This window comes from Isoptericola croceus (assembly GCF_029382255.1).
GTDB lineage: Bacteria > Actinomycetota > Actinomycetes > Actinomycetales > Cellulomonadaceae > Isoptericola > Isoptericola croceus.
Genome location: NZ_JARLLG010000002.1, coordinates 311,733 through 324,883, shown reverse-complemented (window position 1 = coordinate 324,883; position 13,151 = coordinate 311,733). Strand labels below are relative to the sequence as shown.

The window sequence follows — 13,151 nt, the reverse complement described above, 5'->3', positions numbered from 1 at the left end:
GGCGGGGATGCGGTCCAGCCTACTGACCGTCCGGGGCAGGTGCCGAGCCGGCCCGGGAGGCGACCACGGCCTGCAGCGCGTCGACGGCGGTGCGCGCGGGCCGGGTGTCGGCGACGGCGTCGCGCACCACGGCATAGATCGACCGCTGGGGCGCCGGGCGCACGACGGGCACGGCGACCGTGCCGGCGGGCAGGTGCTCCGCGCCGAGCGCGGGCAGCACGGTGATGCCGACGCCGGAGCGCACGATGGCGATCGCCGTCGGGTAGTCGTGCGCCTCGACGTGGAACGACGGGCTGAACCCGGCGGCGGTGCAGGCGTCGAGCAGGTTCCGGCGGCACCACCCGCGCGCGAAGTCGTTGTCCACCCAGCGCTCGGGCGTCAGCTCTGCGAGCTCGATCTCGTCCCGGTCGGCGAGGCGGTGCGTGGTGGGCAGGACGACGACGTAGGGGTCGTCGAGCAGGTGGGTCGCCCGGAACCCGGGCCCGGGGTCGAATCCGGCGCGCGCCACGGCGAGCTGCAGGTCGGCGCGGTCCTCCGGCGCGTCGGGGATGTTCTCGCGCAGCTCGAGGTCGAGCCGGACCCCGGGGTGCTCGTCGGTGAGCCGGTGCACGACCTGGGGCAGCCAGGCAGCGCCGACCGACGCGAAGTAGGCGATCCGCAGGCGTCCGGTCCGGCCCGCGCGCAGGTCGGCGACGACGCTCTCCACCTCGCCGAGGCGGGCCAGCACCTGGTCGGCCTGCGTGGCGAGCTCCAGTCCGGCGGAGGTGGGGCGCACCCCGCGTCCGGAGCGTTCCAGCAGGCGCAGGCCGGTCTCGCGCTGCAGGGCCGTGACGTGCTGACTGACGGCCGACGGGGTGTATCCCAGGTTCGCGGCGGCGGCCGCCACCGACCCGCTGGCGACGACGGAGCGGAAGATGCGGAGCCGGTGGACGTCGAGCATGGCACCACAGTACAGCGTTACTGAATGATTCGGTAGATATCGGGACTGGTGCTGAACGTTCCGTTCGGGTGACGATCAGGACATGACGACGCTCACCACTCCACCGGCCGCGCCGGGCCGCACCACCCGCCGCACGACGAGCTCCCGTGCCGGACGGCTCACCGCCGCCGCCATGGCGGTGACCGTGCTGCTTTGGGCCTCGGCGTTCGTGGCGATCCGCGCCGTCGGGCATGACGTCGACCCGGGAGCTCTCACCCTGGGCCGCGTCGCCGTGGGGAGCCTGACGCTGACGGCGATGCTCCTCGTCGTGCGAGCACGACGGCGCGCCCGTGCCGCGACCAGCCCGACCGGCCCGGACGACCGCGCCGAAGGCCCCCGGCGCCACCACCTCCCGCGCGGCCGTGTGCTCGTCCTCGTGCTGGTCTGGGGCGTGGCCTGGTTCGGCGCGTACAACATCACCCTCAACGCGGCCGAGCAGCACCTCGACGCCGGCACCACCGCGCTGCTGGTCAACCTCGCCCCGATGCTGGTCGCCGTCCTCGCCGGTGTGCTCCTCGGCGAAGGCTTCCCCCGTCGGCTGCTGATCGGGATCGCGGTCGCGTTCGCCGGCGTCGTCGTGATCGCCGCCGCCACCTCGTCCGGCCGGTTCGACGCCGTGGGCGTCGTCCTCGGGCTGGTGTCCGCCGTCCTCTACGCCGGAGCCGCGACCCTCCAGAAGCGGCTGCTCCCCCACGTCGACGCCCTCACGATGACGTGGCTGGGCTGCCTCGCGGGCACGGTGGCCTCGTTGCCGTTCCTGCCCGGTCTGGTGAGCCAGGTGTCCGTGGCGCCGACGTCGGCAGTCCTCGGCATCGTCTACCTCGGGGTGTTCCCCACGGCCATCGCGTTCAGCACCTGGGGGTACGTGCTGACCCGGGCGAGCGCCGGACGCACGGCGGCCACGACCTACGCCGTCCCGGCCGTCGTCGTCCTGCTGTCGTGGCTGCTCCTCGCCGAGGTCCCCGCCCCGGCCGCCCTGCTCGGCGGCACCCTGGCCCTGGCCGGCGTCGCGGTCGCCACCCTGCCGCCACCTCGCCGCCGGACGCCCGCCGCCGTGCCCTCAGCCTGACGGCTCACCCAGGGCGGCTGCCTTGGACTCGAGCACGGCGCGCTCGCGCTCGTTGCCGCACCGCTGGGCCGCCAGCTCCAGCTCGCGGCGGGCCTCGTCGACCCGCCCGAGCCGAGACAGCAGCTCACCACGGACGCTCGGCAGCAGGTACGACCCCGCCAGGGCGCCGGCGGCGGCCAGCGCGTCCACGATCTCGAGCGCCGGTCCCGGTCCGGAGGCCATGGAGACCGCGACCGCCCGGTTGAGGTCCACCACGGGTGACGGCGCCACCCGCCCGAGCGCCTCGTAGAGCCGGACGATCCGCGCCCAGTCCGTGTCCTCGACCGACGCGGCGACGTCGTGCTGCTCGGCGATCGCGGCCTGCAGCCCGTACGGCCCCAGGCCCCGGCCGGCGGCCACGGCCCGCGCCAGGGCCGCACGGCCGCGCCGGATCGCCGCGGTGTCCCAGCGCCGCCGGTCCTGGTCCGCCAGGAGGATCGCCTCGCCGTCCGGACCGGTGCGCGCCGGGAACCGGGCAGCGGTCAGCTCGAGCAGCGCGAGCAGGCTCGCCGCCTCCGGCTCCTGCGGCACCAGCCGCGACAGCACGCGGGCGAGCCGAATCGCCTCGCGGGCCAGGTCGGTCCGCATCCAGTCGCCGCCCGCCGAGGCCGAGGAGCCCTCGGTGAAGATCACGTACAGCACGTTGAGCACCGAGCCGAGGCGCACGGCCCGCTCGGCGGCCGGCGGCACCTCGAACGGCACCCGCGCCGCACCCAGCGCCTTCTTCGCCCGGGTGATGCGCGCCTGGATCGTCGGCGTCGGCACCAGGAAGGCGCGGGCGATCTCCTCGCTCGTCAGACCGCCGACGACGCGCAGCGTCAGCGCGACGCGCGCCTCCTTGGACAGCACCGGGTGACAGGCGGTGAAGATCAGGGCCAGCTTGTCGTCGTCGATGCGGTCCGGGTCCCACAGCAGGTCGGGATGGTCGCCTCCCGAGTGCGCCGCCCCGGCGTGCGCCCCGCCCTCGCCGAGGTCCCGGGCGAACGCCGCGTACCGCACGTCCCGCCCGGCCCGACGGCGGAACGCGTCGATCGCCCGACGGCGTCCGGTGGCCAGGAGCCAGGCCGTCGGGTCGCGGGGTACACCGTCGCGGGGCCAGCTCACCAGGGCCTCCGCGAGCGCCTCGGAGGCGACGTCCTCGGCGAGCGCGAGATCGCCGGTGTACCGCGCCAGGGCACCGACGATCCGGGCCGACTCGATGCGCCAGGTCGCCTCGACCGCGCGGCGTCCGGCGGCAGGCCCCTCCTGAGGCCCACCGCCGGCCGCCGGTGTCCGTGCTGCTGCCGGGGTGCCGCCGTCGGGCACCTCGCCTGCGCCGCTCACTCGGTCCCGAGCTCCTTGCGCCACTCCTTCTCCTTCTGGATCCACTCGTTGTCGGCAGGGAAGTCGTCCTCACCGTGGACCCGGCGGACCTCGAGCTTCGTGCCCGGGCCACTGAGCGGGGCACGCTTGGCCCACTCGACCGCCTCGGCCTGCGAGGACACGTCCAGGATCCAGAAGCCGTTGAACAGCTCCTTGGTCTCGCCGTACGGCCCGTCCGTGACCACCGGGGTGTCGGTGGAGAAGTCGACGACGGCGCCCTCGGAGGCGTCGGCGAGCCCTTCACCCGCCGTCAGGACCCCGGCGTCCATCATCGACTCGTTGTAGCGGCCCATCGCGGCGATGACCTCGCTGAAGTCCATCGCCTCGTAGTCGGCCTTGCCCTCGTCGGTGCTGCGCATGATCAGCATGTACTTCGGCATGGTGCTGTCCTCTTCGCTCGTGCGGTCGATCGTGCTCGTGTCGTGGTGTCGACGGGTGCGGCTCAGAGCTGGCCGGTGCGCTCGCGCCAGGCGCGCTCGGCCTGGATCCACTCGTTGTCCGCCGGGAACTCGTCGATCGTCGGGACGCGGCGGATCTCGGCCTTCATGCCGGGGCCGGACAGCGGCGCCTTCTTCGCCCACGCGACGGCGTCGTCGATGGTGGGGACCTCGAGGATCCAGAAGCCGTTGAACAGCTCCTTGGTCTCGCCGTACGGCCCGTCCGTGACCGTGGGCTCTTCGGTGGAGTAGTCGACGACGACGCCCTTGTCGGCCTCCTCGAGCCCCTCGGCGGCGACCAGCACGCCGGCCTCGATCATCTCGTTGTTGAAGCGACCCATCGTCGCGAGCATCTCCTCGAAGTCGACCCCGGACTCCGCGAACGCCGCCTCGGCCTCGTCGGTGCTGCGCATGATCAGCATGTACTTCGCCATGATCTTCATCTCCCGTGATGCGGTGGCCCCCGTGTGGGACCTTCTCACCACCAGGTCGAACGGGAAACCCGTGGATCGACAGGTCACGTCACAAGTGTGTGAATCTTCCGTCCCACAGGGACAGGAAGTGGCGCGCGGCCCCCCGCACGTCGCACCCTGGACCCATGACGCTCGATACCCAGGCAGCACCCCGCACCGACGGCCGCAGCTCGTTCCCGTCCATCGCGGAGTACGCCTTCCTGTCCGACTGCGAGACCAACGCCCTGGTCGCCCCCAGCGGGGCGATCGAGTGGATGTGCCTGCCCCGGCCGGACTCCCCGAGCGTCTTCTCGGCGATCCTCGACCGGGGGGCGGGCGTGTTCCGCGTCGGCCCGCACGGCGCCCGTGTCCCGGTGGCCCGCCGCTACCTGCCCGGGACGCTCATCCTCGAGACCACGTGGCAGACCTCGACCGGCTGGCTCGTGGTCCGTGACGCGATGGTCATGGGCCCGTGGCACAACCTCGACGAGCGCTCGCAGACGCACCGCCGCACGCCCACCGACCACGATGCCGAGCACATCCTGCTCCGCACGGTGAAGTGCGTCTCGGGGACGGTCGACCTCGAGGTGGTCTGCGCCCCCAAGCCCGACTACGCGCGCGCGGAGCCCGAGTGGGACTACCTGGACGACGGCTACTCGTCGGTCGTGGCCCGCATGGGCGGCAAGAACCCGGACCTGCGGCTCAGCTCCAGCCTCCGCTTCGGGATCGAGGGCCAGCGTGCCCAGGCGCGCACCCGGCTCGAGGAGGGTGACACCCACTTCGTCGCGCTCGCCTGGTCCCCGCTGCCCGCTCCCACGACGTGGGAGGAGGCGGTGGAGAAGATGTGGCGCACCGAGCAGTTCTGGCGCGACTGGATCACGCAGGGATCCTTCCCCGACCACCCGTGGCGCATCTTCTTGCAGCGCTCCGCGCTCACGCTCAAGGGGCTGACCTACGCGCCGTCGGGTGCCCTGCTGGCCGCCGCGACGACGTCGTTGCCCGAGACCCCCGGCGGCGAACGCAACTGGGACTACCGCTATGCATGGATCCGGGACTCGACGTTCGCCCTGTGGGGCCTGTACACGCTCGGCCTGGACCGTGAGGCCAACGACTTCTTCGCGTTCATCCAGGACGCCTGCCAGGACAACAAGCAGCTGCAGATCATGTACGGCGTGGGAGGTGAGGAGCGTCTCACCGAGTCCGAGCTGTCGCACCTGTCGGGGTACGAGGGTGCCCGGCCGGTCCGGGTCGGCAACGCCGCGTACAACCAGAGCCAGCACGACGTCTGGGGCGCTGTGCTCGACTCGGTGTACCTGCACACACGCAACCGTGAGCAGCTCCCGGAGGCCCTGTGGCCGGTGCTCAAGCGGCAGGTCGAGGAGGCGGCCAACCACTGGCACCTGCCGGACCGGGGCATCTGGGAGGTGCGCGGCGAGCCGCAGCACTTCACCTCGTCCAAGCTCATGTGCTGGGTCGCGCTCGATCGTGGTGCGCGCCTCGCCCGCCTCTACGACGAGCCGGACTTCGCCGAGCAGTGGCAGAAGCTCGCGGACGAGATCCACGCGGACATCTGCAGCAAGGGCATCGACGAGCGTGGCGTGTTCACCCAGCGCTACGGTGACGACGCGCTCGACGCGTCGCTCCTGCTGGTGCCGCTGCTGCGCTTCCTCCCGCCGGACGACGAGCGCGTGCGTGCCACGGTGCTGGCCATCGCCGACGAGCTCACCGAGGAGGGTCTGGTGCTGCGCTACCGGACCGACGAGACCGACGACGGTCTGCAGGGCGAGGAGGGGACGTTCACCATCTGCTCGTTCTGGCTCGTCAGCGCGCTGTGCGAGATCGGTGAGGTCGACCAGGCCCGCACCCTGTGCGAGCGGCTGCTGTCGTTCGCCTCGTCGCTGAACCTGTACGCCGAGGAGATCGACCCGCGCACCGGCCGGCACCTGGGCAACTTCCCGCAGGCGTTCACCCACCTGGCGCTCATCAACGCCGTGATGCACGTGATCCGCGCCGAGGAGGAGCCCACGGACCACCGGTCGTTCCGCACCCCGCGGGGGGCGTGAGCGCAGTGTGACCTGCCCGGGTGGGGCGCCCCTTGCCACCGTTGGCTAATAGGCATAGCCTGTGAGCTATGCAGACAACCCATGGCTCGGGGACCCACTTCCTCCAGCGCCCCGAGGGCCGCCTCGCGTACACCGACACGGGCGGCGCCGCCGACGCACCTCTGCTCGTCGCCGTCCCCGGCATGGGCGACCTCCGTTCCACGTACGACGACGTCACCCCGGCCCTCGCGGAGGCCGGGTGGCGCGTCGTGGTCGCCGACCTGCGCGGCCACGGCGAGTCCGACACCACCTTCACCGCGCACGGTGACGACGCCACCGGCGCCGACCTGCTCGCGCTCGTCGAGCACCTCGACTCAGGCCCGGCGGTTCTGCTGGGCAACTCGATGGGCGCGTCGGCCGCCGTCTGGGCCGCCGCCGAACGACCCGACCTCGTGCGCGGCCTCGTCCTGCTCAGCCCGTTCCTGCGCGAGACGCTCACTCCGGCCAAGCAACGGCTGCTCCGCGCCGCCTACCGGCTGCTGTTCGCGCGCCCGTGGGGCGCCGCGGTCTGGGCCGGCTACTACTCGTCGATCAGCAAGGGCCGGCGCTCACCCCGGCACGCCGACCACGTCGCCGCAATCCGCGCCGCGATGGCCGACCCGGCGCACCTGCGCTCCTTCCGAGACCTGGCCGTCGCCCTCGACCACCGCGTCGTCGAGGAGCGCCTCACCGCGGTCCAGGCGCCGTCGCTCGCCGTCGTCGGAGCCCTGGACCCGGACTTCGCCGACCCGGCGGCCGAGCTCGCCCGGGTGCAGAAGGCGATCGGGGCGGACGGCCTGCTGGTGCCCGACGCCGGCCACTACCCGCAGCACCAGACGCCCGACGTCGTGGTCCCGGCCGTGCTCAGCTTCCTGCGCGGGCTGCCGGCGACCGGAGACGCCCGTGCCTAGGGCCGGGCTCTCCCGGGACGCGGTCGCGCGCCTCGCGCTCGACGTCGTGGACGCCGGCGGTGCTGACGGCTTCGCCGGTCTCACCCTCGCCCAGGTCGCGTCCCGGGCAGGCGTGGCCACACCCAGCCTGTACAAGCACGTGGGCTCCCTGGCGGCGCTACGCCGCGAGGTCGCGACCCGTGCCGTGCGCGAGCTGACGGCCGCCGGCTCCCGCGCGACCGTCGGCCGGTCCGGGCCCGATGCCGTGCGTGCACTCGCCCACGCCTGGCGCTCCTACGCCCAGGAGCACCCCGGCCGGTACGCCGCCACCCAGGTCAGCCCCGACCCCGACGACCCGGCACAGGCCGAGCACCGTGAGGCCGCCGCCGAGAGCGTCGCCGTCGCCGTCGCCGCGCTGCGCGGCTTCGACCTGCCGGACGACGGCGTGATCGACGCCGTCCGGGCCGCCCGGTCCGCCGTGCACGGCTTCGTCGCCCTCGAGCTCGGCGGAGGGTTCCGGATGCCGCAGGACCTGGACCGCAGCTTCGAAGCCCTCGTGACCATGCTCGTCGCCGGTATCGCCGCCCTCGTCCCCCAGGAGTCTCGATGAGCACCCAGCGCTGGACCACCCTCGCGGCCGTCACGTCCGCGGCCGCCTTCCTGCTCTTCCCCCTCCTACGCCCATGGCCCGACGAGACCGTCGCCACGGCAGCGCTCGCCGAGGCCTTCGCCTCGGACCGCTGGGTGCTGGCACACCTGTGCGGGATCCTCGGGCTCGGGCTGCTGGCGCCGACCCTCCTGGGCCTGCGCGCCCTGGTGGCCCGGCCGGACGGCGAGGCCGGGCGCGCCGGTGCCGGTGCGGCGACGGCGGCCGTCGTGACGGCCTGGGCCGGCGCCGGCACGTCGGCGCTCTACTTCGGCGCCGAGACCTTCGGGGTCCGCACCCTCGCCGAGGCGGCGCTGCGTGACGGCCACCTCGCGCTCGTGACCGACGTCGAGTCCCTGCGCCTGAAGCCCGCCGCGGTGGCCCTGTTCGGCGTCGGGCTGCTGCTCGTCGCGGCGGCCGGCGTGCTCACCGCCGTCGCGCTGTGGCGCGCCGGGTCCTCACCGCGCTGGGCCGGCGTCCCGCTGGCCGCCGGGCTCGTCACCCTGCTGCCGCAGTTCTGGGGTGGACCCGGGCTGCGGATCGCGCACGGGGTGCTGCTCGCGGTCGGGATGCTGCTGCTCGGGTGGGCGGCGACCCGCCTCTCCCCCGCTCGCTGAGGCGGTTCCCGCTACCCCGCGTGGTCTGGGGCTCCCTCGCGGGACGACGACGGCCGGGCACCTCGTCGAGGTGCCCGGCCGTCGTGGAGGGAGCCGGTCAGTCGCCGCGCAGGATCGCGAGCAGACGCAGGATCTCCAGGTACATCCAGATGAGCGTGACCATCAGGCCGAAGGCCGCCGACCAGGCAAACTTGGCGGGGGCCCCGCCCTCGACACCGCGCTTGATGGAGTCGAAGTCGACCATCAGCATCGCCGCGGCCAGACCGACGGCGAACAGGCCGATGAGGATGCCGAGCGTTCCGCCGCGCATGCCCCAGCCTTGGAGAACGTTGGTCCAGACCAGGACGACGTTGACGAGCGAGAAGACCAGGTAGCCGACCATCGAGATCAGCAGCCAGCGCGTGAACTTCGGGGTGACGCGCACCTTGCCGGAGCTGAACAGCGCCAGCGAGACGGCGAACACGGACAGCGTCGCGAGGACCGCCTGCAGGACGATGCCGTCAGCCATCGTCTCGAACATCTTGGAGATCCCGCCCAGGAACACGCCCTGCGCGATCGCGTAGAGCGTGATGAGCACCGGGCTCGGGTTCTTCTTGAAGGCGTTGACCAGGCCGAGCACGAGCCCGACGATCATGCCGAAGACCCACACTCCCGGGAACGCCTCAGTGAGCGACCAACTCGCCGCAGCCACCACGACCAGCAGCGCGAACAGCCCTGCGGTCTTCATGATGACGTCGGTATAGGTCAGGCGCTGTGTGTCGACCGGGCCGGCCGACGGCGCGTTGTACATGTTCTGCAGCGACGCGGCGTCGGTGGCCTGGGCGCCCGAGGTGCCGTACTGGGTGTACGGGGACGGCGCGGTCGCGGTCCCCCCCTTGCCCTGGGCACCGCGGCGCGGCTCGCCGAAGACGGCGCTGTTCGAGAAGACGGGGTTGCTCATGAGCTCCTCCTGGTCGCGGCTGCCGGGTGCCCGACGACGGGTCGTCGCGCGAGCAGGGCCGGGTCGCTGGCCGTGGCCATCATCCTAAGCAACGCGCGACCCGGTCGGCAGGTTCCCGGCCGATCTGTGACGTTCTCCGAATCAGTTCGGCACGGCGCGGCCAGGTCGGCACGGATGTGTGCCGACCCGGCCGCAGAGCACCGACTCGACCATCAGCTCTCCTGCCGCTCGGCCTGCTTCGCCTCCCGCTGGGCGACCCAGCGTTCGTGGCGGGCCGCCCGGCGGTCCTTGCGCCCCTCGACCAGCACGTACAGCACCGGGACGATGAGCAGGGTCAGCACGGTCGAGGAGACGAGCCCACCGATCACCACCAGGGCCAGCGGCTGGGAGATGAACGCCCCGCCGCCGGTGACCCCGACGGCCATGGGGGTCAGCGCACAGATGGTCGCCAGCGCCGTCATGACGATGGGGCGCAACCGCTTGCGAGCCCCCTCGCGCACCGCCTCGTCCAGGGACTTCCCCCGCAACCGGTACTGGTTGATGAGGTCGATGAGCACGATGGCGTTGGACACGACGATGCCGACCAGCATCAGCACGCCGATGATCGCCGGGACCCCCAAGGGGGTGTTCGTGACCAGCAGCGCGATGAGCGCACCGGTCGCGGACAGCGGCACGGAGACCAGCAGGATGAGCGGCTGCACCAGCGACTTGAACGTCGCGACCATGATCAGGTAGACGATCGCGATCGCGGCGAGCAGCGCCATCCCGAGGTCGGCGAACGCCTCCTCCTGGTCCGCGGCCACGCCGCCGATCTCCACGGTGACCCCGGGCGGCAGGTCGAGCCCGTCGACGGCGGCGGCGACCTCGGCGCTCAGCGTGCCGATGTCCTGGCTCTCCGGGGTGATCGACACGGTGGCCGAGCGCTCACCATCGACACGGCTGATCGACGTCGGCGTCTCGACCTCGTCGACCGAGGCGACGTCCGTCAGCGGCACCATCCCGGTGGGGGTCGGGATCTCGATCTCCTCGACCTCCGCGACCGTCTGCGGTGCCTCCCCCGTGACGACGACGGCGTCCACCGGTCCGTCGCCGAGGTCCACCTCGCCGACGGCCTGCTCCGGGTTCATGGTGCCGGAGACGACGCCGGCGACCAGGGTCTCGGTCAGGCCCGCCTCGGCCGCCGCCGCCCGGTCCACCGTGACCTGCAGGACCGGCTGCGCCGAGGCCAGGTCGTTGGTGACCTCCGCGACGCCGTCGAGCCCTGACACCGCGTCGTGCGCCGCCGCCGCGGCCGTGGACAGGTCGTCGGTGTCGTGCGCGCGGACCACCAGGTCGATCGTGGTGGACCCGAAGCCGGAGTCGCCACCGGCCACGCTGACCTCCGTCGTGGGGCCCTCGCCCGCGAGCCCCTCGGCCACCTCGCGGATGTCGGCCTGGACCGCGAGGGGGTCGGTCTCGCCGTCCAGCGTGATCGAGAAGGTCGCGGTCGGCGTCGAGCCGCCGCCGAAGAACGCGGCCTCCGCGGCGTCGCCGGCACCCACCGACGTCTGGACGGTCTCGATCCCCTCGACGCCGCCGAGCGCCTCCTCCATGTCACGCGCGGCGTCGTCCTGCGCCTCGAGCGACGCGGTGTCGGTGAAGGACTGGGTGACGGTGACGGTGTCCTGGCCGGAGTCCCCGATGAAGTTGGTCTCCAGGCGTGGCACGAGGGCGAGCGTGCCGGCGAGGATGCCCACGGCGACCACCAGCGAGATCCACGGGTGCCGCAGGGACGCGGCGAGGCTGGGCACGTAGGCGCGCTGCCACAGCCCGCGGCGCTCCTTGGCCTCGGCGGCCTCGCGGATCGAGGCGCCGCCGTCCTGTGTCGTCTCGGAGCCCTGGGGAGCCTTGACGAACCAGTAGGCGAGCACCGGCACGATGGTCAGCGCCACCAGCAGGGAGGCGAGCATGGCGATGGCGACGGTGAACGCGAACGGCCGGAACAGCTCACCGGTCATGCCGGAGACCAGACCGAGCGGCAGGAACACCGCCACGGTGCAGATGGTGGAGGAGGAGATCGCCCCGGCGACCTCCCCGACGGCGGTGAGGATCGCCTGCCGCTTGTCCTCGCCGTAGGACAGGTGTCTCTTGATGTTCTCGATGACGACGATCGCGTCGTCGACCACGCGGCCGATGGAGATGGTCAGCGCGGCGAGGGTGAGGATGTTGAGCGTGTAGCCGGTGATGTCCATGACCAGGAACGCGGTGGCCAGGGACAGCGGGATCGACACGGCGGAGACCAGCGTCGAGCGCACGGACAGCAGGAACACCAGGATGATGAGGATCGCGAAGATCAGCCCCAGGCCGCCCTCGCTCGCCAGGCCCTCGATGGACTCCTCGATGAACGGCGCCTGGTCGAACACGACGGCGGTGCTGATCCCGGCGGCGTCGAGCTCGGCCGCGTTGTCCTCGATGACCTGCTGCACCGCGTGCGAGACGTCGACGGTGTTCCCCTGCGGGGTCTTGGTGATGGCGATGCCCAGCGACGGCTCGCCGTCCAGCCGCGAGAAGGAGTCGGCCTCGGTGGGGGCGACGGTGATCTCGGCGACGTCGCCGAGCAGCACGGGCTCCGGCAGCTCCGGCGGCGCGTTGGCGTCGGGCAGCAGCTCGTCCGCGCCCGGGATGATCGTCTCGCCGTCGGCGCCCGGCTGGGCCTCGGTGCCCGACGGCGGCACGTCCGCTGCGCCGCCGGGTGCGGTGGCGCCGTCGTCCCCCGCGGCGCCGTCGGTGCCGGAGGCCTCCCCGACGCCGCCCGCGCCGAGGTCGGTGGCCGACGGGACGAGCGGGATCTCCTCGAGGTCCTCGAGGCTCTCCACGCGGGTGCCGGCCTGAAGGGAGTACGTCGCGCCGTCCTCGGTGACGGTGCCCGCCGGGACCACCACGCCGTAGTCCGCCAGGACGTCGGTCACCTGGGAGAGCTCGAGGCCGTCGGCGGCCAGCTCGGCGGGGTCGACCTCGATGAGGACCTGGTCGGTCTGCCCGCCGGTGACGGCCACGGAGCGCACGTCGGCGATCCGCTCGAGCTCGGGCACGAGGATCGTGTCGACGTCGTCCGCGAGGCCCGCGACCTCCTCGGACCCGGCCACGGCGAGCTGGATGACGGGCAGGTCGTCGAGCGAACCGGTGATGACCTGCGGCTCCACGTCCTGGGGCAGCTGCGACTGGGTGCGCGTGACCGCGGTGGTGAGGCGCTGCGTCGCGGCGGCCATGTCGGTGCCGTACTCGAACTCCACGGAGGTCAGCGACATGCCGGTGGACGCCGTCGAGCTGAGCGACTCGATGCCGTCGACCGTCTGCGCCGCGGCCTCGAGCGGCGCGGTGACGTTCTGCTCGACGACCTCGGGCGACGCGCCGGGGTAGACGGCCACGATGGCGCCCGCCGGGAACTCGAGCGACGGGATGAGCTCCTGCTTGAGGGACGTCAGGCTGAGCGTGCCGAAGGCGAAGATCGCGATCGTCGCGAGCGCCACGACAGCACGGTTGGCCAGGGACAGGCGGGCAAGGCGGAACACACACACTCCTGGGGGCGGCGGGGAGGAGCACGACGGCGGCATCGTACGGCTGGTCAACGGAGCGTACGGCGGGTCGGTTCCCCGCCTG

General features: G+C 72.8%; 11 protein-coding genes. 5 read left to right on the top strand and 6 right to left on the bottom strand.

Going from position 1 to position 13,151, the window contains the following annotated elements; all coding sequences use genetic code 11:
- Positions 1-19: 19 nt before the first annotated feature.
- Positions 20-940, bottom strand: coding sequence for a LysR substrate-binding domain-containing protein (locus PZC42_RS07375; protein ID WP_277209563.1), 921 nt, complete (start codon positions 938-940; stop codon positions 20-22).
- 82 nt (positions 941-1,022) lie between these two features.
- On the opposite strand from PZC42_RS07375, the gene PZC42_RS07370 reads away from it, so the two are divergent.
- Positions 1,023-2,048, top strand: a complete 1,026-nt coding sequence (locus PZC42_RS07370) for a DMT family transporter (RefSeq protein WP_277209562.1) — start codon at positions 1,023-1,025, stop codon at positions 2,046-2,048.
- Here PZC42_RS07370 and PZC42_RS07365 read toward each other — a convergent pair.
- The 3 genes from PZC42_RS07365 to PZC42_RS07355 all read right to left on the bottom strand — a co-directional run bounded on the left by PZC42_RS07365 (position 2,040) and on the right by PZC42_RS07355 (position 4,320).
- Complete coding sequence (locus tag PZC42_RS07365) at positions 2,040-3,287, bottom strand: RNA polymerase sigma factor (RefSeq protein WP_277209982.1); 1,248 nt, start codon at positions 3,285-3,287, stop codon at positions 2,040-2,042. The genes PZC42_RS07370 and PZC42_RS07365 overlap by 9 nt on opposite strands.
- Before the next feature lie 119 nt (positions 3,288-3,406).
- On the bottom strand, positions 3,407-3,829 hold the full coding sequence (locus PZC42_RS07360; RefSeq protein ID WP_277209561.1) for a YciI family protein: 423 nt from the start codon (positions 3,827-3,829) through the stop codon (positions 3,407-3,409).
- Between the two features lie 62 nt (positions 3,830-3,891).
- Complete coding sequence (locus PZC42_RS07355) at positions 3,892-4,320, bottom strand: YciI family protein (protein WP_277209560.1); 429 nt, start codon at positions 4,318-4,320, stop codon at positions 3,892-3,894.
- Between the two features lie 164 nt (positions 4,321-4,484).
- On the opposite strand from PZC42_RS07355, the gene PZC42_RS07350 reads away from it, so the two are divergent.
- From PZC42_RS07350 to PZC42_RS07335, 4 genes are all read left to right on the top strand, one after another.
- Positions 4,485-6,401 (top strand): glycoside hydrolase family 15 protein, encoded by a 1,917-nt coding sequence (locus PZC42_RS07350; protein ID WP_277209559.1) that lies wholly within the window; start codon positions 4,485-4,487, stop codon positions 6,399-6,401.
- Between the two features lie 68 nt (positions 6,402-6,469).
- On the top strand, positions 6,470-7,330 hold the full coding sequence (locus PZC42_RS07345; protein ID WP_277209558.1) for an alpha/beta fold hydrolase: 861 nt from the start codon (positions 6,470-6,472) through the stop codon (positions 7,328-7,330).
- Positions 7,323-7,919 carry a TetR/AcrR family transcriptional regulator gene (locus PZC42_RS07340; protein WP_277209557.1) on the top strand — a complete coding sequence of 199 codons (597 nt, stop codon included), beginning with the start codon at positions 7,323-7,325 and terminating at the stop codon, positions 7,917-7,919. The genes PZC42_RS07345 and PZC42_RS07340 overlap by 8 nt, the downstream gene beginning before the upstream one ends.
- Complete coding sequence (locus tag PZC42_RS07335) at positions 7,916-8,572, top strand: hypothetical protein (protein WP_277209556.1); 657 nt, start codon at positions 7,916-7,918, stop codon at positions 8,570-8,572. Before PZC42_RS07340 ends, PZC42_RS07335 begins: the two co-directional genes overlap by 4 nt.
- 97 nt (positions 8,573-8,669) lie before the next feature.
- Here PZC42_RS07335 and PZC42_RS07330 read toward each other — a convergent pair whose 3' ends face one another.
- Together PZC42_RS07330 and PZC42_RS07325 are read right to left on the bottom strand one after the other, a co-directional pair.
- Positions 8,670-9,512, bottom strand: coding sequence for a Bax inhibitor-1/YccA family protein (locus tag PZC42_RS07330; protein ID WP_277209555.1), 843 nt, complete (start codon positions 9,510-9,512; stop codon positions 8,670-8,672).
- A gap of 212 nt (positions 9,513-9,724) precedes the next feature.
- Positions 9,725-13,063, bottom strand: coding sequence for an efflux RND transporter permease subunit (locus PZC42_RS07325; RefSeq protein ID WP_277209554.1), 3,339 nt, complete (start codon positions 13,061-13,063; stop codon positions 9,725-9,727).
- Positions 13,064-13,151 lie beyond the last annotated feature (88 nt).